Origin of the sequence: Polymorphobacter megasporae (assembly GCF_018982885.2) — a bacterium.
Lineage (GTDB): Bacteria > Pseudomonadota > Alphaproteobacteria > Sphingomonadales > Sphingomonadaceae > Polymorphobacter_B > Polymorphobacter_B megasporae.
The window spans coordinates 3677623-3704500 of the sequence record NZ_CP081848.1; the positions used below are offsets into that span (position 1 = coordinate 3677623).

The 26878-nt window shown below is 65.9% G+C and carries 19 protein-coding genes and 1 pseudogene; 15 read left to right on the forward strand and 5 right to left on the reverse strand.

Going from position 1 to position 26878, the window contains the following annotated elements:
- Positions 1–4 precede the first annotated feature (4 nt).
- Positions 5–1324 carry an FAD-dependent oxidoreductase gene (locus tag KTC28_RS17150; RefSeq protein WP_216709268.1) on the reverse strand — a complete coding sequence of 440 codons (1320 nt, stop codon included), beginning with the start codon at positions 1322–1324 and terminating at the stop codon, positions 5–7.
- Between the two features lie 74 nt (positions 1325–1398).
- Between KTC28_RS17150 and lepA the strand changes: the two genes are divergently transcribed.
- From lepA to clpA, 4 genes and pseudogenes are all read left to right on the forward strand, one after another.
- Complete coding sequence (lepA, locus tag KTC28_RS17155; protein ID WP_216709267.1) at positions 1399–3207, forward strand: translation elongation factor 4; 1809 nt, start codon at positions 1399–1401, stop codon at positions 3205–3207.
- Between the two features lie 51 nt (positions 3208–3258).
- A pseudogene (locus KTC28_RS22920) lies at positions 3259–3765 on the forward strand (Clp protease N-terminal domain-containing protein); the annotation flags it as partial.
- Positions 3766–3825: 60 nt separating this feature from the next.
- Complete coding sequence (locus tag KTC28_RS17160; protein ID WP_500797310.1) at positions 3826–4974, forward strand: toll/interleukin-1 receptor domain-containing protein; 1149 nt, start codon at positions 3826–3828, stop codon at positions 4972–4974.
- Positions 4975–5237: 263 nt separating this feature from the next.
- On the forward strand, positions 5238–7616 hold the full coding sequence (gene clpA, locus KTC28_RS17165) for an ATP-dependent Clp protease ATP-binding subunit ClpA (RefSeq protein ID WP_216709265.1): 2379 nt from the start codon (positions 5238–5240) through the stop codon (positions 7614–7616).
- Between the two features lie 51 nt (positions 7617–7667).
- Here clpA and KTC28_RS22925 read toward each other — a convergent pair whose 3' ends face one another.
- Entirely contained in the window at positions 7668–8480 is an 813-nt protein-coding gene (locus KTC28_RS22925) for a PEPxxWA-CTERM sorting domain-containing protein (protein WP_255602121.1), read from the reverse strand.
- Positions 8481–8663: 183 nt separating this feature from the next.
- Here KTC28_RS22925 and KTC28_RS17175 point away from each other — a divergent pair, with 183 nt between their 5' ends.
- The 8 genes from KTC28_RS17175 to KTC28_RS17210 all read left to right on the forward strand — a co-directional run bounded on the left by KTC28_RS17175 (position 8664) and on the right by KTC28_RS17210 (position 15600).
- Positions 8664–9572, forward strand: coding sequence for a helix-turn-helix domain-containing protein (locus tag KTC28_RS17175; RefSeq protein WP_216709264.1), 909 nt, complete (start codon positions 8664–8666; stop codon positions 9570–9572).
- A 168-nt stretch (positions 9573–9740) separates the two neighbouring features.
- On the forward strand, positions 9741–10763 hold the full coding sequence (gene pstS / locus KTC28_RS17180) for a phosphate ABC transporter substrate-binding protein PstS (RefSeq protein WP_216709263.1): 1023 nt from the start codon (positions 9741–9743) through the stop codon (positions 10761–10763).
- 52 nt (positions 10764–10815) lie between these two features.
- Complete coding sequence (gene pstC / locus KTC28_RS17185; RefSeq protein ID WP_255602122.1) at positions 10816–11793, forward strand: phosphate ABC transporter permease subunit PstC; 978 nt, start codon at positions 10816–10818, stop codon at positions 11791–11793.
- Complete coding sequence (gene pstA / locus KTC28_RS17190; RefSeq protein ID WP_216709262.1) at positions 11793–12629, forward strand: phosphate ABC transporter permease PstA; 837 nt, start codon at positions 11793–11795, stop codon at positions 12627–12629. The genes pstC and pstA overlap by 1 nt, the downstream gene beginning before the upstream one ends.
- 27 nt (positions 12630–12656) lie before the next feature.
- The gene (gene pstB / locus KTC28_RS17195) at positions 12657–13460 is read left to right on the forward strand and encodes a phosphate ABC transporter ATP-binding protein PstB (protein ID WP_216709364.1); all 804 of its coding nucleotides are present in this window, start codon (positions 12657–12659) and stop codon (positions 13458–13460) included.
- A gap of 71 nt (positions 13461–13531) precedes the next feature.
- On the forward strand, positions 13532–14161 hold the full coding sequence (locus KTC28_RS17200) for a glutathione S-transferase family protein (RefSeq protein WP_216709261.1): 630 nt from the start codon (positions 13532–13534) through the stop codon (positions 14159–14161).
- A gap of 53 nt (positions 14162–14214) precedes the next feature.
- Positions 14215–15099 carry a dienelactone hydrolase family protein gene (locus KTC28_RS17205; protein ID WP_216709260.1) on the forward strand — a complete coding sequence of 295 codons (885 nt, stop codon included), beginning with the start codon at positions 14215–14217 and terminating at the stop codon, positions 15097–15099.
- Between the two features lie 27 nt (positions 15100–15126).
- On the forward strand, positions 15127–15600 hold the full coding sequence (locus KTC28_RS17210; RefSeq protein ID WP_216709259.1) for a PaaI family thioesterase: 474 nt from the start codon (positions 15127–15129) through the stop codon (positions 15598–15600).
- Positions 15601–15708: 108 nt separating this feature from the next.
- Here the strand turns inward: KTC28_RS17210 and KTC28_RS17215 are convergent, their stop codons facing one another.
- Positions 15709–16452, reverse strand: coding sequence for a Bax inhibitor-1/YccA family protein (locus KTC28_RS17215; protein ID WP_216709258.1), 744 nt, complete (start codon positions 16450–16452; stop codon positions 15709–15711).
- A gap of 159 nt (positions 16453–16611) precedes the next feature.
- On the opposite strand from KTC28_RS17215, the gene KTC28_RS17220 reads away from it, so the two are divergent.
- Entirely contained in the window at positions 16612–17337 is a 726-nt protein-coding gene (locus tag KTC28_RS17220) for a hypothetical protein (RefSeq protein ID WP_216709257.1), read from the forward strand.
- A 3-nt stretch (positions 17338–17340) separates the two neighbouring features.
- Here the strand turns inward: KTC28_RS17220 and KTC28_RS17225 are convergent, their stop codons facing one another.
- Positions 17341–19821: an ABC transporter permease gene (locus KTC28_RS17225; RefSeq protein WP_216709256.1), complete on the reverse strand. Its 2481-nt coding sequence runs from the start codon at positions 19819–19821 to the stop codon at positions 17341–17343.
- Entirely contained in the window at positions 19818–20489 is a 672-nt protein-coding gene (locus KTC28_RS17230; protein WP_216709255.1) for an ABC transporter ATP-binding protein, read from the reverse strand. The genes KTC28_RS17225 and KTC28_RS17230 overlap by 4 nt, the downstream gene beginning before the upstream one ends.
- Positions 20490–20510: 21 nt before the next feature.
- Here KTC28_RS17230 and KTC28_RS17235 point away from each other — a divergent pair, with 21 nt between their 5' ends.
- On the forward strand, positions 20511–21176 hold the full coding sequence (locus KTC28_RS17235; RefSeq protein ID WP_439650106.1) for an arylesterase: 666 nt from the start codon (positions 20511–20513) through the stop codon (positions 21174–21176).
- Positions 21177–21375: 199 nt separating this feature from the next.
- Positions 21376–26835, forward strand: coding sequence for an AMP-binding protein (locus tag KTC28_RS17240; RefSeq protein ID WP_216709254.1), 5460 nt, complete (start codon positions 21376–21378; stop codon positions 26833–26835).
- Positions 26836–26878 lie beyond the last annotated feature (43 nt).

Here is a 26878-nt window from a genome sequence, read left to right on the forward strand (position 1 = left end):
GAGGCTATAGCGGGGTGGTTCCGCCAGCGCAACCGCCGTCTGCGGCGGCGAGCAACGCGGCGCGCGTAACGTGCTTGTCGCGCGGCGCGGGGTGGGTCGCGGCGGCGATTTCGGCGGCGTCGATCGCCTGCCAGCCGGCGAAGGTCACCGGGCGGATGCCGCGCGCGGCGAGCAACGCGTCGAGGCCCCCGCCCCCAGCACGGCGACCCGCGCTAATCTCGGTCGCGATTTCCTCGGCGACCTCGCCGCCGTCGGGGCGGTTGGTGCCGATCGTCCCGCTCGGCCCGCGTCGAGCCCAGCCAGTGACGTAAAGCCCCGGCGCGATGTGCCCGTTATCGTTGACGAAGCGTCCGCGCGCGGTGTCGAACGGCACGCCGGGGATTTCGGCGGTGCGGTAGCCGATGCAGCCGACGACCAGCCCGCAGTCAATCGACCGCATGACTCCGGTGCCGACCGCGACGTCGCCATCGAGCCGGGTCGCTTCGACGATCAGCCGCAGCGCTTCGCCGTGGCGCTCGATCGCGACCGGGCGAGTGAGAAAGTCGAAGTCGATCGTCACCGGTTTGTCCGTCCGCGGCTGGGCGGCGAAGTTCCGCAAATGTCCGACGACCTTGCGCAGGCCGGGGTCGAGCGCGGCATCTCCGGCGGAATCGGGTAGGTCGGCGCGGTTGACCCGCGGTTGCGCACGTTCGAGCAGGCCGAGCTCGCCCATCTCCTTCGGCGTAAAGCTCGCCTGATACGGTCCGCGCCGCCCGATGATGTGGATGTCGCGGACCGCGCTCGCGGCAAGGGCGGAGCGGGCATGGCGTGCGATGTCCGATGCGGCGAGCTCGCCGGGGGTCTTGGCGAGCAGCCGGGCGACGTCGATCGCGACATTGCCGTTGCCGATGACGCATGCCCCCGCCTGTCCGAGCGGGACGTCGAGATCGGCGAAGTCGGGGTGACCATTGTACCAGCCGACGAACGCCGCCGAGCCCATGACGCCCGGCAAATCCTCGCCCGTGATCCCGAGCGGGCGATCGCGGGGGGCACCGGTGGCGAGGACGACCGCGTCGTACAGCCTGGTCAGTTCGTCGATCGAGACGCCGCCATCCCCGATCTCGACATTGCCGACGAAGCGGACGCCCCCGGCGAGGACCGCGGCATACCGCCGGTCGACCGCCTTGATCGACTGGTGGTCGGGCGCGACTCCGGCACGGATCAACCCGTACGGCGTCGGCAGCCGGTCGATGATGTCGATCGCGACGGTGCCAAGACGCTTGGCCAGTGCCTCGGCGGTGTAGAAACCCGCCGGCCCAGCTCCGACGATGGCGACGTGCAGCATCGGCGTGTCTCCCCTGAGCAGCATGTGGCGGCGCGGCGGTTTCTTTGGCAAGCCCCCTCTGCTAGAGCGTGGCGATGACCGCCCCCATCGACCGCATCCGCAATTTCTCGATCATCGCGCATATCGACCACGGCAAGTCGACCCTCGCCGACCGGTTGATCCAGCAGACCGGTGGGCTGACCGCGCGCGAGATGAGCGAGCAGGTCCTCGACAACATGGACATCGAGCGCGAGCGCGGCATCACGATCAAGTCGCAGACCGTCCGGCTCGACTACAAGGCGAAGGACGGGCTCGATTACGTCCTCAACTTGATGGACACTCCCGGCCACGTCGACTTTGCGTACGAAGTCAGCCGCAGCCTCGCCGCGTGCGAGGGCGCCTTGCTCGTCGTCGACGCGGCGCAGGGGGTCGAGGCGCAGACGCTGGCGAACGTCTACCAGTCGATCGAGCACGACCATGTCATCGTGCCCGTCATCAATAAGGTCGACCTGCCCGCCGCCGAGCCCGAGCGCGTCAAGCAACAGATCGAGGACGTCATCGGCATCTCGACTGACGACGCGGTGCTGACCAGCGCCAAGACCGGCATCGGTATCGACGACGTTCTCGATGCGATCGTCCGGCTGATCCCGCCGCCGAAGGGCGACCCTGCCGCCCCGCTCAAGGCGATGCTCGTTGATTCGTGGTATGATCCGTATCTCGGCGTCGTCATCCTCGTCCGCGTCATCGACGGGTCTTTGCGCAAGGGCCAGCAGATCGTTTTCATGGCCGAAGGCACCCAGCACCTCGTCGACCGCGTCGGCGTCTTCCGCCCGAAGATCGAACTGCTTGACACGCTCGGGCCGGGCGAGATCGGCTTCATCACTGCACAGATCAAGGAGGTCGCGCAGACCAACGTCGGCGACACGATCACCGACGCCAAGCGCCCGGCGGCGGTCGCGCTGCCCGGCTTCAAGACCGTCCAGCCGGTGGTGTTCTGCGGGCTGTTCCCGGTCGACGCGGCGGACTTCGAAAAGCTCCGCGACAGTCTCGGGCGGCTGCGGTTGAACGATGCGAGCTTCAGCTTCGAGACCGAATCGTCGGCGGCGCTGGGCTTCGGCTTCCGCTGCGGCTTTCTCGGGCTGCTCCACCTCGAGATCATCCAGGAGCGGCTGACGCGCGAGTACGACCTCGACCTGATCACGACCGCGCCGTCGGTGGTCTACAAGATGCTGATCCGCGACGGCAGCCTGATCGAGCTCCACAACCCGTCGGACATGCCCGATCCGAGCACGATCGAGCTGATCGAGGAGCCGTGGATCGAGGCGACGATCTTCACCCCCGACGAATATCTCGGGAGCATCCTCAAGCTGTGCCAGGACCGGCGCGGCATCCAGACTAACCTGACCTATGTCGGCGGGCGCGCGCAGGTGATCTACGAACTGCCGTTGAACGAGGTCGTGTTCGACTTCTACGACCGGCTGAAGTCGATCAGCCGCGGCTATGCCAGCTTCGACTACCACCAGATCGGCTACCGCGAGGGTGACCTCGTCAAAATGACGATCATGGTCAACGCCGAGCCGGTCGACGCGCTCAGCATGATCGTCCACCGCGACGCCGCCGAGGCGCGCGGGCGCCACATGTGCGAGCGGATGAAGGACCTCATCCCGCGGCACCTGTTCAAGATTCCAGTCCAGGCGGCGATCGGCGGCAAGGTCATCGCGCGCGAGACGATCGCCGCGATGCGCAAGGACGTGACCGCGAAATGTTACGGCGGCGACATCAGCCGCAAGAAGAAGCTGCTCGACAAGCAGAAGGAAGGCAAGAAGCGGATGCGCCAGTACGGCAGCGTCGACATTCCGCAGGAAGCCTTCATCGCCGCGCTGCGGATGGGCGACGCAAATTAGGCTCTGGCGATGAGGCGCAACACGGCTTAGTCAGCAACTTGGGGTACAACCATGGATGAGCCAGTTAAGTTTGGCGACGCGCCTAAGACGTCATTTGCTCGCGACCTTGAAAATACCCTCCATAATGCTCTGGCTGAAGCCAGCCGACGACATCACGAATATGCTACGCTTGAGCATCTATTGCTTGCCCTTACCGGTGATACCCATGCGGTTGCGGTGCTTAAAGCCTGTGCGGTCGATGTCGAACAGTTGTCGGCCGATGTCACAAAATATCTCGATACTGAGCTCGACCCGCTAAAGAGCGACCCTGCTCTCGATCCCTCACCGACCGCAAGCTTCCAGCGCGTCGTCCAGCGCGCGATCCTTCACGTTCAGTCTGCGCGGCGCGAGGAGGTCACCGGCGCGAATGTCTTAATCGCTCTGTTCAGCGAGCGAGAAAGCCAAGCGGTGTTTTTCCTTCAACAGCATGACATGACCCGCCTCGACGCCGTCAGCTTTTTTACGCACGGCATCACAAAGGCACCGCAGGTGGCCGAGCCTGTCTCGTCTGATGTCGACGACGACTCCAGACCGAAGTCATTCGATTTTTTCTTAAGTTACGCCTCTTCGGATTCGGATATTGCCAGAGAAGTTTTCGACGTCGTCAAAGGTGCTGGATATTCTATTACGGCACAATTTCAAGACTTCGGTGCGGGAGCAAATTTTGTTCGCGAGATGCAACACGCTTTAGCGACATCGGCTAAATTGATCGCTATTTATTCGCCAGCATATGAGCGCTCCGACCATTGCCAAGCCGAATGGAGCGCTGCTTATAACGAAGACCCAGGCGGACTAAAACGCAAGATTGTTGCGTTCATGTTTCAACCGACCGCGCTTAATCTTCTTGCACGACAAATCGTGTACACTTCACTTATTGGCTTCAACAAAACTAGACGCGCTAACGCGGTTCTTCAAGCGATCGGCTATAAGATTCCGCTTCGGTCGAAACGCGAGATCGCCCGCGAGGTAGCTCGTGTTGCAAGTCCGGACGTGGAGTTTCGCGCAGGTCGGCTGAATGCAATCCCCAATCGTAAATTAGACATCTCGAATAGAGATACTGGAGTTGCCGAACTATCGCTAACGTTATCCCAAATTGCGGGCATAATAATCGAATCTTTGCCAGGGAATACACCGCCAATTGTATCAAAATGCCTAATCGTCTATAAGAAAAATTTAGATGAATATGAAAATGGCCCGATACTAGGCGTTTTAAATGTGGCGGCAGCAGCAGTTGAAAGAGAATATCGAGGGCAAGATTCTGCACTCTGGGGACCTGGCTTAGATGGACTAATTAGCGAATTATTTCGTATTCACGGACTATTCGTAGCGAATTTTCCAAAGGACAGTGAGCGAGAACGTCTTTTTTCTGAAATATCCGTTGATGATTCTCTAATTGCAAATGGAACGATTGAGGAAAATGTAGCGAAGGCAAGCGATGCATTGGCAAAGATCGCCAACGAGGGCCTCACTACTCCCACATTTGACCGCATTGTAAAAGATCTTAAGGATCAAGCCGAACAGATTTATTTTGATCCACAAATAGTGCAAAATAAGGGTTTTTTCGGCGTGTCGGCTCGGCAAAGACTTGTTCTAGGAACCATAGGATTCTATGAACGCATTCTTTCTGCACTTGGGAACGTTGCCAAGATTGCGGACTCTCCGACCATGGTACATGCTATCAGCGTTGTGCGCCAAGCGGTCGAGAACCTTCTCAAATTGCTTTCCTGAGAATTCTTTGATGCTTGAATCCAGCTATAACGCATATCGCTGTAATCGAGCAGGCGCGTCAGCGCTAAGCCCGGTGGCGATCGCGAAATACGTTCGGCTCGGATTCTGACGGGGCTCGGGCAACCGATCCAGGTGGGCGAAGCAATCGAGCTATTGCTGCCGTCCCGCCGCGTCAAAACCAACCCCTTGCACTCTGCCCCCACCGGGGTGACATTGTGGAGGCAGGCGGCGCTGCCCCTCAGCGGCCGCCCCGGGAGAAGTCCATGCCCGCTTTCACGCGCGAACTCGAACACACGCTGCATAACGCCCTCGCCGAAGCGAGCCGTCGTCATCACGAATATGCCACCCTCGAGCACCTGCTGCTCGCCCTTGCCGCCGACAGCCATGCCGTCGCGGTGATGAAGGCATGCTCGGTCGACGTCGAGGAACTGGCTTCGAACGTCACCAAGTATCTCGACACCGAGCTTAATGCCCTCAAGGCCGACGCCTCGGTCGATCCGTCGCCGACTGCAGGCTTCCAGCGCGTCGTCCAGCGCGCGATCCTCCACGTCCAGTCGTCGGGCCGCGAGGAAGTAACCGGCGCAAACGTGCTGGTCGCCTTGTTCTCCGAGCGCGAGAGCCACGCGGTATTCTTCCTCCAGCAGCAGGACATGACGCGCCTCGACGCCGTCAGCTTCATCGCTCACGGCATCGCCAAGTCGGGCCAGTCGGAGACCCGCGCGGTCAAGGGTAGCGGTCCGGGCACCAAGGGTTCAGGGGACGAGGAGCCCGAGGAGAAGCCGACGAAGGGTGAGAAGAAGGGCGGCGCCGAGAGCGCGCTCAAGCAGTTCACCGTCAACCTCAACGAGAAGGCGAAGATCGGCAAGATCGACCCGCTGATCGGGCGTCATGCCGAGGTCGACCGGACGATCCAGATCCTCTGCCGCCGGTCGAAGAACAACCCGCTGTATGTCGGCGAGCCCGGCGTCGGCAAGACCGCGATCGCCGAGGGCCTCGCACGCAAGATCATCGAGGGCGACGTCCCCGATGTATTGAAGCCCGCAGTGATCTACTCGCTCGACATGGGCGCGCTGCTAGCCGGCACGCGGTATCGCGGCGACTTCGAGGAGCGGCTCAAGAATGTCGTCAACGAGCTCGAGAAGCTGCCGCACGCGGTGCTGTTCATCGACGAGATCCACACCGTCATCGGTGCCGGGGCGACGTCGGGCGGCGCGATGGATGCGTCGAACCTGCTTAAGCCGGCGCTGTCGAGCGGCGCAATCCGCTGCATCGGCTCGACGACCTACAAGGAGTTCCGCAATCACTTCGAGAAAGACCGCGCACTGCTGCGGCGCTTCCAGAAGATCGACGTCAACGAGCCGACGGTCGAGGACGCAATCAAGATCCTGATGGGGTTGCGGTCGAGCTACGAAAAGCACCACCAGCTCAAGTACACCCCCGAGGCGATCAAGGCGGCGGTCGAGCTGTCGGCGCGCTACATCAACGACCGCAAGCTGCCCGACAAGGCGATCGACGTGATCGACGAAACCGGCGCGTCGCAGATGCTCGTCCCCCTCGCGAAGCGCAAGAAGGTGATCGGGGTCAAGGAAGTCGAGGCGGTTATCGCAACGATGGCGCGGATTCCGGCGAAGTCGGTTTCGACCGACGACAAGAAGGCGCTCGGAACGCTCGAGGCCGACCTCAAGCGCGTCGTCTTCGGGCAGGACAAGGCGATCGAGCGGGTGTCGTCGGCGATCAAGCTCAGCCGTGCTGGGCTGCGCGAGCCGAACAAGCCGATCGGCAACTATCTGTTCTCCGGTCCGACCGGTGTCGGCAAGACCGAGGTGGCGAAGCAGCTCGCGCACATCCTCGGCATCCCGCTGACGCGCTTCGACATGTCGGAATATATGGAGCGGCACTCGGTCAGCCGGCTCATCGGCGCGCCCCCGGGCTACGTCGGGTTCGACCAGGGCGGTCTGCTGACCGATGCGGTCGACCAGAACCCGCACAGCGTGCTGCTGCTCGACGAAATCGAGAAGGCGCATCCCGACCTGTTCAACATCCTGTTACAGGTGATGGATAACGGCAAGCTGACCGACCACCACGGCAAGACCGTCGACTTCAGGAACACGATCCTGATCATGACGACCAACGCCGGGGCGTCGGACATGGCGCGCGAGGGACTGGGCTTCGGTGCGGCGTCACGCGAGGGCGAGGACGAGGAGGCGATCAAGAAGATGTTCACCCCCGAATTCCGGAACCGGCTCGATGCGGTCGTGCCGTTCGAAAGCCTGCCGCCATCGGTCATCATGCGCGTCATCGACAAGTTCGTGCTCCAGCTCGAACTCCAGCTCCAGGAGCGCGACGTTCACATCGCGCTCGACGAGCCGGCGAAGGAGTGGCTGATCGCGCGCGGTTACGACAAGACGATGGGCGCGCGGCCGATGGCACGACTGATCCAGGAGAAGATCAAGCAGCCGCTCGCCGAGGAACTGCTGTTCGGCAAGCTCGTCCGCGGCGGCGAGGTCCGGGTCCACGTCAAGGACGATGCTCTCGCGTTCGAGATCATCAAGGCCGCGCCGAAGCCGAAGCGGGTCAAGAAGGGCGCAGGCCCCGATGCCACTCCCGCGGCGGAGACCGGCGAACCGTTGGTCGAAGCGTAAAGACCTGTCTCCCCCGCGCGGCGGACCGTTGCGCGGGGGAGATCGGAGCCGCTAAGCCGCGACGATCGCGGCTCCCCGGTTGCGTCGCGCCATTGCGCCGACTAGGCCAAATCCGGCCAGCAACATCGCCCAGACCGCCGGTTCCGGGACGGCGGCGAAGCTGATGTTGGTGACGTCGAAGCTCGCAGTCGCCGTCTTCAGCGAGCACGTCAGGAAGCACGTCTGCCGGTAAAAGGCGAAGCTTCCCGTCCCGATCGCGGTGCCGTGGGTAAAGCCGTGATGCGGTGTAGGGAGCGCCCCGGGCAGGATCGTGTCGGTCGAGAAGAACCCCGGCGGCAGTGCGGCGGTGAAGGCAAAGCTGCTGCTGCGGTAATCGCTGTAGACGTTGCCCGAATACGTCAGGTTGGTGAAGCTGCCGGTGAGCCCGTCGGGAGCGCCGTCGATTACGCCGAGCATTGCGGTAGCGGCGTTGATGAATGTGCCCGGGACGATATCGATGAAGTCGTGAGGGATTCCGCCGACGGCGACGACCGGCGACAGCGCATAGGCCCAATCGCCGTTCGGGTCGTCGAAAACCCCGCCCGTTGGGACAGGCAAAACGGGGCTATTGGTATCGTAGAGCAAGCGAAATACGACCGATTTGCCGCCGAGCGCGCCCGACGTGCCGAAGAAATTTCCGGGACCGAACGACTCGACGTAGACATTGTTGATTACCTGCGCGCCGAGGAAGTCGGTGCCGCTGTCGTCACCTGCGGTGATATTGCCGGTGACAGTAAGCTGGACGATGCGCGCCGCGACTGGAACGGCCAGCGCGACGGTGATCGACAATGCCGTGCCGAACGCGACAAGAAGACGAAGTATCATGGTAGTCCCCCGCGGCAACAAGGGTGTCACCTGCGATCCGGGCGTTAGAACTTCGGGCCCCTTGCAATAAGATGCAGCACCGCGCGCACCGGCAAGCAACTCGCGTGCAACTTTGTGCATCGCAGTGCGAGACCTTGTGCGAAGCCAGTTGCGAGCATCCGTTGCATCTGCGAAACGAGGCAAATGGCGACGGTGTTCTCGGATGGACTTGAACTGGTGCTCAAGGCGTTGTCGATCAGTCGCGGCCAATTTGCTGCGGACGTCGGCGTCGACAAGTCGCTGGTCAGCCGCTGGTGTTCGGGAAGCGTCACGCCGTCGGCGCTCAACCTCGCACGACTGACCACGCGCATCGCCGAACGTCACCCGGGCTTCACGCTCCACGACTGGGATGCCGGGGTCGACGGGCTGGCCGCCAAGTTCGGCGTCGTCGCGGCAACGGCGGCATCGTCTGCGCGCGGTTTCGCCGACTGGGTGCCGCTGCCGATGCTCGCGGAGTCGGCGGCGGCGATCCGGGCACACGGCGCGAGCTACGAGGGCTTTTGGCGGACGACCCGCCCCTCGTCCGAAGCCCCCGGCCAGTTCATCCACGATCACATCGTCCTGCGCTGCTCCGACGACGGGCGGATGAGTTTCCGCCTCGGGGTGATGGACATCCGCTACGTCGGGTGGGCGATGCCGCTGCAGAATAAATTGTTCGGCGTCGCAACCGACGTCACCACCGGCACTTTCGTCTTCAGCATCTTCAACGGTGTCGTCCGTCGGCGCGCGGAGGTCGTCGACGGGCTGATCATGACGTGCATGCGTGACGCGAGCGGCACTCCGATCGCGAGCAAGTGCCTTCTCGAGCGGGTCGGCGACCTGACTGGCGACGTCGCCGGCGACGATGCCCAGCTCGACGTGCTCGCTGCCGCCTATCCGTTGATCCCGGCAGCCGCGATTCCCGGATATTTGCGCAACCACTTGTGGGACGATGTCGGGCCGACGGCGCTGGCGGCGGGTGGCGACACGATCCTGATGATGTCGCTCGCGCGGTCGATGTCGCGCGGCGCGGCGTACGAGCATCGCGGGACGATCGCCGTCGAAATCCCGTGATCGCGCGCGGATGAGATCGGCAGACCGGCGATGGGCGGTTGCGAGCCTGCCCCGCCGTAATCGGCGCGCAATACATCATTCCTGAACCGTTATGTCACCGAACCGTCATCTATTGCTGCCAGATGGTAACCGAGCCACTGCTGGTTCAGGAAATTTTGAGGGTTTCGCATGACCGCCCGATTCACGCGCGCCGCGCTTCTGCTTGCCAGCGCCGTCATCAGCACCACCGCATTCGCCGCCGACATCACCGGCGCGGGCGGCACTTTTCCCGCTCCGCTGTATGCCAAGTGGGGCTCGGCGTATAAGGCCGCCACCGGCAACGCACTCAACTACCAGGCGATCGGTTCGGGCGGCGGGCAGACGCAGATCAAGGCGCGCACGGTCGATTTCGGCGCTTCGGACGACCCGATGAAGGCCGAGGACATCAGCTCGAACGGGCTGGTCCAGTTTCCCGCGGTGATCGGTTCGGCGGTGATGATCGTCAACCTCCCCGGCGTCGCCAGCGGCCAGCTCAAGCTGACACCCGACGTCATCGGCGCGATCTACGAAGGCAAGATCACTAAGTGGAACGACCCCGCGATCGTCGCGCTCAACAAGGGCGTGACGCTGCGCCCGATGCCGATCACGCCGGTCTATCGCTCCGACTCGAGCGGCACGACCGCGATCTTCTCGAACTACATGACCAAGGCCGCCAAGGGCTGGTCGCTCGGCGCGGGCAAGACCCTCAGCTGGCCCGCCGGTTCGGGCGGCAAGGGCAATGACGGCGTTGCCGGCACGGTCAAGAACACCGTCGGCGGCGTCGGCTATGTCGAATATAACTACGCCTTCGCCAACAAGCTGACGATGACCAAGCTGTCGAACGCCGCCGGCAAGTTCATCGACCCGACCCCGGCGTCGTTCACCGCCGCCGCGAGCCAAGCCGACTGGGCGCACGCGCCGAACGGCGTCGCCAACATGCTCGCCCTGCCCGGTGCGAACACGTGGCCGATCGTCAGCGCGACGTACATCCTCGTCCCCGCCAAGCCGACCGACCCGAAGAAGACGAGCGCCGCGCTCGCCTTCTTCGACTGGAGCTTCAAGAACGGCGCGAAGACCGCCGTCGAGCTCGGCTACGTGCCGCTGCCGCCGGTCGCGCTTCAGGAAGTTCGCGCCGCCTGGAAGGGCGTCGCCGGCGCGTCGCTGCCCAAGTAAACCCGTCTGGCTGATCGGGGTGCGGCCACGGCCGCACCCCCCTGGAGTATCGATGCCCGACGCTGTGGCCACCAGTCAGACGACCAGCCGCGACCCCGTAGTCGCGCGCCTGCCGATGTCGCGCGTTCCCGAACGCCTGTTCTCCGTGACGGTGATCGGCAGCGGGATGATCGTCCTGCTGCTGCTTGGCGCAATCATCCTCATGCTCGCGACCGGCGCGTGGCCCGCGCTCAAGGCGTTCGGCATCGGTTTCTTCTGGTCGCCGGTGTGGGATTCGGTGAACGAGAAGTTCGGCGCCGGGGTGATGATCTACGGCACCCTCGTCAGTTCGATCCTCGCGCTCGTGATCGCCGTTCCGCTGTCGACCGGGGTCGCATATTTCCTGACCGAAATCCTTCCGGTTCCGCTCCGCCGCGCGATCGGTGTCGCCATCCAGCTGCTCGCGGCGATCCCGTCGATCATCTACGGCATGTGGGGGTTCTTCATCCTCGCGCCGTGGCTCGCGGCGCACTTCGTCCTCGATGTCGCCGACCTCGCTGCGCCGGTGCCCGGCCTCAACAAGGTCCTCGATTACGGCGGCGGCAACAGCATCTTCACCGCAGGGCTCGTGCTCGCGATCATGATCCTGCCGCTGATCACCGCGATGTTCGTCGAAATCCTCGGCGCGACCCCGGTGGTCCTCAAGGAATCGGCATACGGCCTCGGCTGCACGCGCTTCGAGGTCGTCCGCAGTGTCGCCGTCCCTTACGGCCGCCGCGCGATGATCGGCGCGATCATGCTCGGCCTCGGTCGCGCGCTCGGCGAGACGATGGCGGTGACCTTCGTCATCGGCAACGCGACGCGGCTGTCACCTAACCTGTTCGCGCAGGGGTCGACGATCGCCAGCACGATCGCCAATGAATTCAACGAGGCGGGAGCCGGGACGATGAAGCTCGCCGCACTGCTTGGACTGGGGCTGACCTTGTTCATCATCTCGTTCATCGTGCTCGCGGCGTCGCGCGCGCTCGTCGCCCCGCGGGCGGTGAGCTGATGAGCGCGCGGACATCGGTACGCAAGGCGACCAACGTCGTCATTGCCTCGCTGGCGACGGGGGCGGCGTTGCTGTCGCTCGCAATTCTCGCGTCGATCCTGTGGACACTGATCGCGCGCGGCGCGCCGGCGCTCCGCTTCAGCACGCTAACGACATCGATGGCCCCGACCGGCGAAAACGGCGGCCTCGCCAACGCGATCATCGGCAGCCTGATACAGGTCGGCATCGGCATGCTGATCGCGACACCGATCGGCGTTCTGGCCGGCACCTATCTGTCCGAATATGCCAAGGGCTCGAAGCTCGGCGACGTCACGCGCTTCGTCAGCGACATCCTGCTGTCGGCCCCCTCGATCCTGATCGGCCTGTTCGTCTACGTTCTCCTCGTCGCGACGACGAAGACCTATTCGGGGTTCGCCGGCGGCGTCGCGCTTGCCGTTATCGCGATCCCGATCATCATCCGCACGACCGAGGACATGCTGTCGCTCGTCCCGGTCGCACTACGCGAAGCCGCGGCGGCACTTGGCGCGCCGAAGTGGAAGGTCGTGACACAGATCGCTTGGCGCGCGGCGGGATCGGGGATGCTGACCGGCATCCTGCTCGCGCTCGCACGCTCGGCGGGCGAGACCGCGCCGCTGCTGTTCACGTCGCTCGGCAACCTCAACTGGTCGACTTCGCTCGGCAAGCCGATGGCGAGCCTGCCGGTCGCGATCTATCAATTCGCGTCGAGCCCGTATGAGGACCTCGTCCAGCTTGCCTGGGCCGGGGCGCTGTTGATCACGCTCGGCGTGCTGGCGATCAACATCATCGCACAATTGACCGTCGGCCGCCGGCGCTAGGAGAATATCATGGCCGAGACGCCCGAAATGTCGAGCCTCGCCGGGGCAGTCGGCCGCCATGACACCCTTGCGGGGACGGCGCCGTTCATCAAGACGCGCAATCTCGACTTCTATTACGGCGACAACCACGCGCTGAAGTCGGTCAATCTCGACTTTCCGGAAAAGCGCGTCACCGCATTGATCGGCCCGTCGGGGTGCGGGAAGTCGACGCTGCTCCGCGTGATCAACCGGATGTACAGCCTTTACCCCGGCCAACGCGCAACCGGCGAAGTGCTGATGCAGGGCGAAAACCTGATCGACGCCAAGGTCGATCCGACCGACCTGCGTGCGCGGATCGGCATGGTCTTCCAGAAGCCGACGCCCTTTCCGATGACGATCTACGAGAACATCGCGTTCGGCGTCCGCCTCCACGAGCGGCTCGGCAAGAGCGCGATGGACGAGCGCGTCGAGTGGAGCCTCAAGAAAGCGGCGATCTGGGACGAGGCCAAGGACCGGTTGCACACCTCGGCGCTCGGCATGTCGGGCGGGCAGCAGCAGCGGTTGTGCATCGCCCGGACGATCGCGGTGAAGCCCGAAGTGCTGCTGTTCGACGAGCCGACCTCGGCGCTCGATCCGATCTCGACCGCCAAGGTCGAGGAGCTGATCGCGGAGCTCCGCGCCGATTTCACCATCGTCATCGTCACCCATTCGATGCAGCAGGCGGCGCGATGCTCGGACCAGACCGCGTTCATGTATATCGGCGAGGTCGTCGAGGTCGGATCGACCGCCGATATCTTCACCAAGCCGCGCGAGCAGCGCACCCGCGAATATGTCACCGGGCGCTTTGGCTGACGCCGTATCGGCGATAGGTGATCGCACGCATCGGCGATAAGCTGCGCCGAACCCAGGGGGGGATTGCGACCATGACCGAACTCGTCTTCTACACCAACCCGCGGTCGCGCGGACGGATGGTGCGGTGGATGCTCGAGGAGGTCGGGGCCCCGTATCGGACCGAGATCCTCGACTATGCGACGTCGATGAAGGCCGATGCCTTCCGGAAGCTCAATCCGATGTTGAAGGTCCCCGTGATCACGCACGGCGACGTCGTCGTCAGCGAAGTCGCCGCGATCTGCGCCTATCTTGCCGACGCCTTTCCCGAAGCCGGGCTCGCCCCCGCGCCGAGCGATCGCGGCGCCTATTACCGCTGGCTGTTCTTTGCCGCCGGCTGTGTCGAACCGGCGATGACCAACGCATCGCTCGGCTTCGTGCCGCCGCCCGAACGGCGCGCGATGGTCGGCTATGCGAGCACCCCCGAAACGCTCGATGCGCTCGAAACCGCGGTCGACGGGCGCGAATTTATCGCCGGCGACCGGTTTTCCGCCACCGACCTCTACGTCACCTCGCAGATCGGCTTCGGGCTCGCCTTTGGCATGATCACGGATCGGCCGACGCTCGCGACTTATGCGGCCCGGCATCGCGACCGCCCCGCTGCGATCCGCGCGCGCGAGATCGACGACGCGTTGCTCCCGCAGGAGATGCGCGGCAAGATGTAGCCACTGCTCGTTGATGCTATGCAACTCGAGACCGTCCGCGACAGGAAAATCCGATGACCCCGCCGAAAATCACCCAGGCGATGATCGACCTCTACGATCATTTCACCCATGAGGGCCTCGACCGTCGCGCGCTGATGACGGGGCTGGCGCGGCTCGCGGGCGGGACCGCGGCGGCGGCGGCGATCCTGCCGCTGATCGAGGCCTCCCCCGCCGCCGCGTCGATCGTCGCCGACGACGACAAGCGCGTCATCGCCAAGACGGTCGAATGGCCCGGCGGCACCGTCCATCGCCTGAGCGGCTATCTCGTCCGCCCGGCAGTCAGCAACAAGCTCACGCTCGGCGCAGTGATGGTGATCCACGAAAATCGCGGGCTGACCGAGCACATCCGCGACGTCGCGCGACGGCTCGCACTCGAAGGGTTCATCGTCCTCGCTCCCGACTTTCTCTCGCCCGACGGCGGCACTCCCGCCGACGAGGACAAGGCGCGCGCGATGATCGGCGCACTCGGCCGCGACGCGACGGTCGCCGATGGCGTCGCGACGCTCGACTATATGGCGAAGATCCGGGGCGCGAACGCCCGGGTCGGGACAGTCGGCTTCTGCTGGGGCGGCGGCATGGTCAACGCGGTCGCCTGCGCCGCCGGTGCGCGCCTGCGCGCTGCAGTCGCGTATTACGGCCCGCAGCCGCCGGTCGCGCTGGTTCCCGCGATCAAGGCGCGGATGCTGCTCCATTACGGCGGCCTCGACCAGCGGATCGACGCGGGCATCGCGGCGTACGAAGCCGCGCTCAAGGCGGCGAACGTCAAGTACGAGGTCTTTGTCTATCCTGACGCCAACCACGCCTTCAACAACGACACCTCCGCCGAGCGCTACAACAAGGCGGCGGCCGATCTGGCGTGGAGTCGGACGACGGCGATGTTGCACGACTCACTCGGATAGCTTGCGATGCAGCCGCCAGAACAAGCCGTGACCGACGTCGCTCGCGCGCCGCTGCCTCTCGACGCCGTCCGTGCGATGACCGGGCTCGAATTGATGCGCGGGATGATCGACGGGTCGCTCCCCGGGGCACCGATCGGTGGGTTGATGAACATGCGCGGGGTCGAGGCCGGCCCCGGCTTCATCGTCTTCGAGGGCATGCCCGGCCCCGAGCATTACAATCCGATCGGCAGCGTCCACGGCGGCTATGCGGCGACGCTGCTCGACAGTTGCATGGGCTGCGCGGTTCATACCATGCTCGGCGCCGGGATCGGCTACACCTCGATCGACATCAACATCACCTTTGTCCGCGCGATCACCCACGCGACCGGACCGGTCACCGCGCGCGGTGAGGTTATTAACGTCGGGCGGCGCGTCGGGACGGTACGCGGGACGCTAACCGACGCTGCGGGCAAGGTGCTCGCACACGGCACGTCGTCGTGCCTGATCTTTGAGATAAAGTAGGGCAGAGGGGGTCGCGTCTAACTCCCTCCTTGCTCCTGCGGTGGACGTGTGACACAAAAAAGGGCCTCGCGGTTTCCCGCGAGGCCCTTCGAGATCGCCACGAACTGCCTAGTTGCGGTTGCCGCCCATGAAGCGGAGGAGGAACAGGAACAGGTTGATGAAGTCGAGATAGAGCGTAAGCGCGCCCATAACGATCGACTTACCGCGGAAGTCGCTGTTGCCGACGACGTCGTACATGTTCTTGATCTTCTGCGTGTCATAGACCGTCAACGCCGCAAACAACAGCACGCCGACCGCCGAGATCATCAACGACGCGGTGTTCGACGGGAAGAACGCGTTGAGCAGCATCGCGACGACGAGACCGACGACGCCCATCATCAAGAACTTGCCCATCGCGCCAAGGTCGCGCTTGGTCGTGTAGCCGTACAGGCTGAGTGCGGCGAACGATGCCGAGGTGGCGAAGAACGTCACTGCGATCGAGCTGCCGGTGTAGCGCAGGAAGATCGTCGACAGCGACACGCCCATGATCGCGGCGTAGCCCCAGAACAGCGCCTTGACGCTGAATTCGGACAGGCGGTTGATGCCGAAGCTCATCGTCAGGACGACGCCGAGCGGAGCGATCATCGCGACCCAGCCGAGCAGCGACGGGCGGCCAGCCTCGTTGAACAGCGAGTAGACCAGACCCGACTGCGCGAACAGCAGCGCGACGACGCCGGTGAGCAGGACGCCCGACGCCATGTAATTGTAAACGGACAGCATATACGTGCGCAGCCCGGCGTCGAACGTCACGCCGTCCGCGACCGGCCCGGTCGCGCGCGGGTAGGCGGCGCGGGGATCGAACTGGTTGGCCATCATGGTCTCCATTGGATCGGCAATATACCGAACAACACTGATATCGGCGCTTGAGAGCAAGTTTTCAAGCAGGCGGCCGTGCCGCCTCGACCCTATCCCGAAGATGTTAATCGTAACGCTTCCGTGATAGATCGCTGCCAAATCCAAGGGGGAAAGTCGATGCCGTCGATCCAGATATTGTCCGAGGCCGACCATAAGATCCGGGCCGACACGCTGATGAATTCGCTGGCGCACGACGCTGTCTCCGACATCATCACCGTCGTCCCAGCCGTCGTGGCGGGGCTGTCGACATTGGTTTTATGGGGGCACGGCAACGATACCGCGCTTTGCGGCAGGAACGCGCAGGCGATGATCGCGCTCATCAAGGCGTGGCGTGACATCAACCCTGGTCTACGAAACGTCGAGATCATCACCTGCAACTCACGCCACTTTGTCGATCATCCAGGCGGCGTCGCGCCCGCAACATTCTGGCGTAGCCAACTTGCGCACCCGTTCTCGCGTATCAACAATTCGATGGCCAAACAAATCAAGCGCGGCCTCAAGTATAGTTCTAGCACCGCGCTAAAGGCAATCAAGCTAAAGTCGATGCCCGAATCGACCAGCGGCAGTTTCGGAACATATTCGATCCTGTACTGGCAACAGATAAGTTCGACCTGGTGTTATTGCATCGGCGATACCGAGCCAGGGATGTTCAAGCTCGGTGCCTATGTGGCGTACCAAAAGAAGATCCCGATCGATCTGGTCAATCCGCATGGTGCGGTCCGCGCCGGAGATTTCGTCGCGAAGCTCGCTGCGGCGAAGATCGATTATCCGGCTGTCAACTTCGGCAACGTCAGCGCCGGCATCCTTACCACCCTGCGCGGTATCCTAGTCGATATCAACTGACCGCTAAAGCGTCCGCAACACCGTGTTCGGCCGCGCCGACAGCGCCGCCCACGACCCCGCCAGCCCAAGCAGGACGGTGACGACCGCCCCGACCCCGACCGTCGCGACCACGGGTCCCCACGCCGGGGCCCATTCGAGCTGCAGCGTCCGCGTGACGACGTACCACCCCGCCCCCGCCCCGAGCAGCAGCGCCAGCCCCGCGACGACCCCGGCGAGCAGTGCGTATTCGAGCAACGTCGCAACGACGATCTGCCCGCGCGTCGCGCCGAGGACCTTGAGCAGCACGGCGTCGTAGATCCGCGCCTGGCGGCTCGCGGCGAGCGCGCCGATCAGGACCGCGATGCCGGCGGCGACGGTCACCGACGCCGCCGCGCGAACCGCCGCCGACAACTGCCCGAAGACGCTCGCGACCTGCCCGATGATGTCCTTGACCAGCACCAGCGACGTCGTCGGCAGGTCGTGGGTGACGGCGGCGGCAAAGGCTTTCTCGTCGGCCGGCGGCATCGCGACGGTCGCCATCCAGCTGTGCGGCGCGCCCTCAAGCGTTCCCGGCGCAAACAGGATCGCGAAGTTGAAGCCGAACGAGCGCCAGTCGATCTTGCGGAAGCTGGCGATCCGCGCGGTGATGTCGACGCCGAGGACCGCGATCGTCAGCGTGTCGCCGATCTTGAGCCCGAGCGCCGTCGCGGCGTCCTGATCGATCGAGACGAGCGGCGGCCCGGCGTAATCGGCGGGCCACCATTTGCCCGCGGTCAGGACATTATGTTCGGGGAAGGCGGCGGCGTAGCTCAGGCCGCGGTCGCCCCGCAGGATCCAAGCGTCGTCGGGCACCTTGAGCTTCGCCACGGGGACGCCGTTGACCGCGGTCACCGGGCCGCGCAGCGACGGCACCGTTCGTAGCGTCGCGCCCGGGGCAGTGCGCGCGACGAGGGCGCGGAAGCTGTCGATGCCGTCGGTCGGAATGTCGATCGCGAAGAAGCTCGGCGCGCGCGTCGGGATCGACTTGTCGAGTTGCCCGGCGAGGTTGGTCTCGATCACGCTGAGCGTCGCGAACAGCGTCAGACCGAGGCCGAGCGCGACGACGAGCTGCCGGGTCAGGGCTCCCGGGCGGTGGAGATTGCCGAGCGCGAGGCGGGCTAGGACTCCTTTTGGGCGCGGCGCGCGGGCAGCGAGCCAGCGGATCAGCGCCGCGAGCGCGGTCAGCAGCGCGAGCAGGCCGAGCGCGGCGGCGACGAAGATCGCGGCGAATTCGGGGTTGTCGGACTGGCCGACCGCGAGCCCGGCGATCCCCGCTCCCGCCAGCGCGATCAGCGCCGCCGGACCCCAGCCGGGCCAGCGCGCCGCCTCGCCGGTATCGCGCAGCAGGCGTGCCGCAGGCAGGTCGCGCGCGCGGGCGAGCGGGGCGACGGCAAAGGCGGCGGCGATCAGCAGGCCGTAGGCGGCGGCGGTGAGCAGCGGCCCGGCGTAGATGCCGAGCGCGGGCGGCACCGGTAGCGCGTCGCCTGCAGCCTGCACGATCACCCACGGCACCGCTGCGCCGATGCCCGCGCCGACGACGACGGCGACGAGCGCGACGAAGCCGATCTGGAATAGGTAGCTCTGGAAGATCAGCCGCGACCCCGCGCCCATCGCCTTCAACGCTGCGATCGTCGTGCTCTTGCCCGCGAGGTACGCGGTGACGCCGTTGCCGACGCCGACGCCGGCGACGACGAGCGCGGTCAGCCCGACGAGGGTGAGGAACTGGCCAAGCCGCTCGACGAACTGGCGCGTGCCCGCCGCGCCGTTCGACCGGTCGGTCAGCGTCCAGCCGGTGTCGGGGAGCGCTGCCTTGAGGCTCGCGGCGGCGGACTTCGGGGCGACGCTGGCGGGCAGGCGAACCCGGTAGCTGGCGCGGAACAGGCTGCCCGGCTCGAGCAGCGCGGTCGCGGCGAGATCGTCCGTCCGCATCAGCACGCGCGGGCCGAAGGCGAAGCCGTCGCCGGTCGCGTCGGGCTCGTCGGCGACGACCCCGGCGACGCTGAAGGTTGCGGACCCGATCGCGATCCGGTCGCCGGCGTGGAGGGCATAGCGGTCGGCTAGCACAGGGGCGACCGCTACGCTGCCGGGGACCAGCGCCATGCCGTTCGCTAGGCGCAGCGCGCCATAGAGCGGATACGCCGCGTCGACCGCCTTGACCTCGGCAAGCGTGCGGTCGTCCGACCCCGCCCGCCCGGTCATCGCGCGCAGCTTGACCACCTCCGAAACAGGTCCGAGCTTCGCCAGCGCCGCGCGCTCGGCGTCGGTCGCGCGGCGCTGGGTCAGTTGCGCCGCGATGTCGCCGCCGAGGATCGACTGGCCGCGATCGCTCAGCCCGGTGGTGATCGCGCGGCTCAGGCTGCCGACACCGGCGAGTGCGGCGACGCCGAGGACGAGGCAGACGCCAAGCAGCCGCAGCCCGGCGAGGCCGCCGCGAAGTTCACGCAAGGCGAGGCGGAGGGCGATCATACGATCCGCCCATCCTTCATCTCGATCACCCGGCTGCACCGCGCCGCGAGCGACACATCGTGGGTGATGAGAACCAGCGTCGCCCCGGTTTCCGCGGCTTGAGCGAACAACAGGTCGACGATCGCGGCGCCCGTCGTCGCGTCGAGGTTGCCGGTCGGCTCGTCGGCGAACAGCAGGACCGGGCGGCATGCGGTGGCGCGCGCGATGCCGACGCGCTGCTGCTCGCCACCCGAAAGCTGCGTAGGGTAATGCGACAGACGGTGGCCGAGGCCGACGCCGGTCAGCTCGGCCCGCGCGCGCCCGAATGGGTCGGCGATGCCCGCGAGTTCGAGCGGCACCGCGACATTCTCGAGCGCGGTCATTGTTGGGATCAGATGGAACGCCTGCAGGACGATGCCGATGCGCCCGCGCCGCGCCCGGGCCAGCCCGTCCTCGTCGAGCGCGGAGAAATCAGCTCCGGCGACTCGGACAGACCCCGAGGTCGCGCGTTCGAGCCCGCTCAGCACCGCCATCAGCGACGACTTGCCCGATCCCGACGCGCCGAGGATCGCCAGCCGCTCACCCTGCACAACTTCGAGGTCGATCCCGCGCAGCACCTCGACCGCGGCATCGCCGCTCCCGAGCCGCAGGGTGACATCGCGCGCGGCGATGACGATATGGTCGGTCATGCAATTCCCGGGAAACGATAGATGCGGACTGGCACGACACGATATGGCGCGTGGCGCGCGTTTTGCTACCTGTGCGTCGCCGCTATGCTGGCGATGACCGGCGCGGCGGCGAGCGCGGCCCCGGCCAAGTTGATCCTCGCGTTCGGCGATTCGCTGACTGCGGGCTACCAGCTCAAGCCCGGCGAAGGTTTCGCGCCGCAGCTCGAGGCGGCGTTGCGCGCGAAGGGGCACGACGTCCGCGTCCATAATGCCGGGGTGTCGGGCGATACGACAACGCAGGGACGCGCACGGCTCAACTGGGTTCTGACGGGGCTCAAGGCAAAACCCGACCTCGTCGTCCTCGAGCTCGGCGCGAACGACATGCTGCGCGGGGAGCCGGTGGCGACGGCGAAGGCCAATCTCGATGCGATGCTTACCGAGTTCGCGCGCCGCGGCATCCCGGTCGTCCTCGCCGGAATGCGCGCGTCGCCGAATCTTGGGCGCGATTATGTCCGCGCGTTCGATGCGATGTACCCGGCGCTCGCGAAGGCGCATCGGGTTCCCCTGTATCCGTTCTTCATGGACGGGGTCGCCGGGGTGCGCGGGATGCAGCTCGGCGACGGACTGCATCCGACTCCGGGCGGGGTCGCGGTGATCGTCCGGGGTATCTCTCCGATTGTGGTGACTGCGCTAACCGCCACCCGCTGACCTCTGACATGGGACGGTTTGTCGCAATCGGCAGAGCGTCGGGTTAATAAATACCCTGTTTGGTTGCGCTACCACAACGGAATTTCGGCCCGCAGCGCTTGCACGGCGTAATAATATATGTTCAAAATGCTCGATAAGAGAACTAAATTACCATAGACCCTCACAAACGAACCATACCGTACAATTCTAGCGAGGCGTGATGATCGAGCTTGCCGACCCCGTAGCCTCGCCCGCGACTATCGTCGCGCCGCGCCCGGTCAGCAATCCGGTCCGCACCCGCGCCGACTGGGAGGCGATGCGCGCCGCGGTCCTCGCCGACCCGGGCAAGTTCCACGGCAACATGGCGCGCGAGACGCTCCACTGGTTCGTCCCCTCCGTCAACGCATGGCTCAACTACGCCGACGGCGTATGGAGCGGGTGGGACGCGGTCACCGCCGCCCCTGTGACCGCCGACCTTCCCGCCGACTTCGCGCCGTGGACGACCGCGTTCGACGCGAGCGACGCGCCGTTCTTCAAATGGTTTTCGGGCGGGCTGACGAACGCCTGCTTCGCCGAGGTCGACCGCCACGTGCTGGCCGGCCATGGCGACGAGGCGGCGCTGATCTTCGAGGGTGACCGCTGGGATATGGCGGCGGACAACGGCCGCGGCGCGCCGGTTGACTGCTATCCCGTGTCGCGCAAGAAGCTGCTCCTCGAAACCGCGAAGTGCGCGCTGGCGCTGCAGGAACTCGGGCTCAAGCCCGGCGATCGCATCGCGCTCAACATGCCGTCGATCCCGGCGCAGATTTACTGGACCGAAGCGGCGAAGCGCCTCGGCATCCTCTACACCCCGGTGTTCGGCGGGTTCAGCGACAAGACGCTGAGCGACCGTATCCATGACGCCGGTGCGCGCGTCGTCATCACCGCCGACGGCGGCTACCGCAACGCGCAGGTCATCCCGTTCAAGACCGCCTACACCGACCCCGCGCTCGACAATTACACACCGGTCGCGGCGGCGAAGGCGATCGTGTCCGAACGCCTCGCCTCGCTCGACCTTGACGCCGATGACGCCGCGACGATCGACGCCGCCGTCGCCGACACGCTCAAGGGCGAGGTCACCGTCGAGCGCAGCGACGTCATGCGCGGCGTCGGGCGCGCGCTCGCCGAACTCGGCAAATCGGGCAAGCTCGACGCCGCCGCCGCCGCCAGGGTCCGCATCGCCGTCGCCGAGGCGCTCGTCGCCACCCCACCGCGCGTCGACCGAGTCGTCGTCGTCCGCCACACCGCGCAACCCGACCTCGTCTGGCGCGCGGAACGCGACGTCTGGAGCCACGCGCTGACCGACCCGGCGGCGGCGAAGCTGTTCGCCGCGGCAGGCGTCGCGACCGAGGCCGAGATGCTCACGCTCCCGGCGCAGGACTTCGTCGCCGCGATCTGGAGCCTTGCGCCGGTCACCCCGCTCGACGCCGAATTCCCGATGTTCTTCATTTACACCAGCGGCTCGACCGGCAAGCCGAAGGGCGTCGTCCACGTCCACGGCGGCTATACCGCCGGGATCGCCGCGACGATGCCGGTCGCGTTCGACGCGCGCCCCGGCGACGTCATCTACGTCGTCGCCGACCCCGGCTGGATTACCGGACAGAGTTACCTGATCTCGGCGGCGCTGACGACGCGGGTCACGACCGTCATCTGCGAGGGCGCGCCGGTCTTCCCGCACGCCGGGCGCTTCGCCGCATCGATCGAGCGCCACAAGGTGACGATCTTCAAGGCGGGAGTGACCTTCCTCAAGTTTGTCATGTCCGACGCGCAGAATCTAAACGACATCCGCGCCTATGACATGGGTAGCTTGCGCGTCGCGACCTTCTGCGCCGAGCCGACCAGCCCCGCGGTGCAGGCGTTCGGCATGGCCAACGTCACGCCGCAGTATATCAATTCGTACTGGGCGACCGAGCACGGCGGGATCGCGTGGACGCATTTCTACGGCAACGCCGACTTCCCGCTCCGCCCCGATGCGCACACCTACCCACTGCCGTGGATCGTCGGCGACGTCTGGGTCGAGGGCGAGTCCAACTCTGCTATCCCCTTCCCCCGCACCACCCTCGGCGGAGCCCCCCACCGCCCCGCCGAAACCGGTGAAAAGGGCGAGGTCGTCATCGCCGCCCCCTACCCCTATCTCGCGCGCACCGTGTGGAGCTCGGACAGCTTCAGCGTCACCGACAACACCGTTGCCCCCGGCTGGCGCGGCGATGCCGACCGCTGGGAGAACGGCTACTGGACCCGCTGGGCGGGGGCGTGGGCGTACACCCAGGGCGACTTCGCGATGCGCCACGCCGACGGCTCGTTCTCGCTCCACGGGCGGTCGGACGACGTCATCAACGTCAGCGGCCACCGCATGGGAACCGAGGAGATCGAGGGCGCGATCCTCCGCGACAAGGCGCTCGACCCCGACTCGCCGGTCGGCAACGTCCTCGTCGTCGGCGCGCCGCACCGCGAGAAAGGCCTGACCCCGATCGCCTTCGTCGTGCCGTCGCCCGGTCGCAAGATCACCCAGGACGACCGCCGCCGCCTGACCGACCTCGTCCGCACCGAGAAAGGCGCGGTCGCGGTGCCGCAGGATTTCCTCGAGGTCGCCGAGTTCCCCGAGACACGCTCGGGCAAATACGTCCGCCGGATGGTCCGGGCATTGGTCGAGGGGACCGACGTCGGCGACACCTCGACGCTCAAGAACCCCGGCAGCCTCGTCGCGCTGAAAACCGTGATCGACGCGTGGCAGCGCAAGCAGAAGCTGTCCGAGGACCAGCAACTGTTCGAGCGCTACCGTTATTTCCGCATCCAGTACAACACGGTGGCGCCGGGCAAGAAGGTGGCGACGGTGTTCGTCACCAACCCCCCGGTCAACGCGCTCAACGAACGCGCGCTCGACGAGCTCAACATCGTCGTGGAGCACCTGTCGCGGCGCGACGACGTCGTCGCGGTGATATTTACCGGCGACGGCACCGCGAGCTTCGTCGCCGGGGCCGACATCCGCCAGTTCCTCGACGAAATCCACACCGTCGAGGAGGCCCGCGTCCTGCCGAACAACGCCCAACTCGCATTCAACAAGATCGAGGCGATGGGTAAGCCGTGCATCGCCGCGATCCAGGGCGTCGCGCTCGGCGGCGGCATGGAGTTCGCGCTCGCGTGCCATTACCGGATCGCCGAGCCGACCGCGCGCTTCGGCCAGCCCGAGATACGGCTGCGGCTGATCCCGGGGTATGGCGGGACGCAGCGCCTGCCGCGGTTGCTCGGCGACCGGCGCGGGACCGAGGGGCTGCGCGATGCGCTCGACCTCATCCTTGGGGGGCGGAGTATCGACGCCGCGGCGGCACTGGCGATCGGAGCGATCGACAAGGTAACCGACGGCAGCGACAGCGCGCTCAGCCGGGCGCACGCGCTGGTGCGGGAATTCGTGCAGGGGAGCGGCGGCGCGGTCGCGGAGGCTCACGCCACGCGGATCGAGGCCCGCACTGCTTGGGCCAAGCCGTCGGACCTCGACCTCGACACCGCCCTCGCCGACCCCTTCGTCGAGCGCATCGCTCGCCAACTCGACTGGGCCGGGCGCGGCGCGGCGCGTGACGCAGCGATCCACGCGATCCGCACCGGGCTGACGCACGGCATCGCCGCAGGGCTCGCCGCCGAGCGCGACGCTTTCGCCACCGCGGTCGTCGACCCGGACGGCGGCAAGACCGGAATCCGCGAATTCCTCGAGAAGAAATCGCCGCCCCTCCCGATCCGCCGCGACGGCGTCTTCGTCGACGGCGAGCATATGGGCCGTGGCAGCGCGCTCGAGGCGATGAACCAGTTGCTCCCCGTCGGCGCGGCGTTCTTCCCCGGGGTGCAGGCAATCCCTAGCCACCAATACGCCTTCGGCATCGCCCGCGACGCCGACACCGGCGCACCGCGCTTCGGCCACCCCGCGAGCCATGAGCGCGAACTCATCGTCCCGGTCGACCGCCCCGCGCCCAACGACGCGCTCGTCTACATGCTGAGCTCGGAGGTCAATTTCAACGATATCTGGGCGTTGACCGGCATTCCGGTGTCGCCGTTCGAGGGGCATGAGAACGACTACCAGACCACCGGATCGGGCGGCGTCGGGCTCGTCGCGGCGCTCGGCTCCGAGGCGCGCGCCGAGGGGCGGTTGAAGGTTGGCGACCTCGTCGCGGTCTATTCGGGGACCAACGACCTGCTCAGCCCCCAGGTCGGGCGCGATCCGATGTTCGCCGACTTCGCGATCCAGGGGTACGAGACGCCGACCGGGAGCCATGCGCAGTTCCTCACGGTGCAGGCACCGCAGCTCCACTCCGTCCCCGGCGACCTGACGCTCGAACAGGCGGGGTCGTACATCCTCAACCTCGGCACGGTGTATCGCGCGCTGTTCACGACGCTCGATATCGCGCCGGGCAAGACCTTGTTCGTCGAGGGCGCGGCGACCGGGACCGGGCACGACGCGATGAAGACCGCAGTCAAGTCGGGGCTGGCGGTGACCGGCCTCGTCTCGTCCGAGGCCCGCGCTGATTACGTCCGCAGCGCGGGCGCGACCGCCGCGCTTAACCGCACCGACCCGCGCTTCGCCGCGCTTTACACGATGGTGCCGGAGGACGACCCCGTCGCGTGGGAGGCCGCCGGCCAGCCGCTGGTCGACGAGTATCGCGCGCAGAACGACGGCAAGCTCGCCGATTACGTCGTCAGCCACGCCGGCGAAACCGCCTTCCCGCGCTCGTTCCAGCTCCTCGCCGAGGGCGGCGTACTCGCATTCTACGGCGCGTCGTCGGGCTACCATTTCAGCTTCGTCGGCAAGTCGGGCAGCATCGCTCCTGAGGCGGCGTTGCACCGCGCGAAGATCCGCGCGGGCGAGGCGGTGCTGCTGTTCTACGGCCCGCGCTCGACCGCCTTGCTCGACGAGGTCGGGCTCGAGATGATCGAGGCGGCTCGGACGGTGCAGGCGCGCACCGTCGTCGTCACCACCACCGACGGGCAGCGCGAGTTCATCCAGTCGCTTGGCTTCGAGGACGCGCTCGCCGGGGTCGTCAGCCTTGAGGACATCAAGCGGCGCGAGGGCGGCAATTTCGCGTGGCCCGACGCGATGCCGCGCCTGCCGCAGGCGCGCGACGACATCGAGGCGTTCCGCGCCGCCGTTCGCGACTATCAGGACAAGACGTTGAAGCCGTTCGGATCGGCGGTCGGCAAGCTGCTGCGCTCGCCCGACAATCCGCGCGGTGCCCCCGATCTGGTAATGGAGCGCGCGGGGCAGGATACGCTCGGGGTGACGACCGCGCTGGTCAAGCCGTTTACCGGGCGCGTCGTCTATGCCGAAGACATGGCGCACAGGCGCTACACCTTCTACGCGCCGCAGGTGTGGACGCGGCAGCGGCGGATCGTGATGCCGTCGGCCGAAATCCGCGGGACGCATCTGTGCAATGCCTATGAGGTGACGCGGATGAACGACATGATCGCCGCCGGGCTGCTCGACGTCACCGAGCCGACGATGGTGCCGTGGGAGGGGCTCCCCGCCGCGCATCAGGCGATGTGGGACAATAAGCACAGCGGCGCGACGTACGTCGTCAACCACGCACTGCCCGAGGCGGGGCTGCGCGGGAAAGATGCGCTGCTCGAAGCGTGGGCGGCGCAGCTCGCTCAATAGCCGTCACCCCCGCGAAGGCGGGGACCCTCACCACGAACGGTTG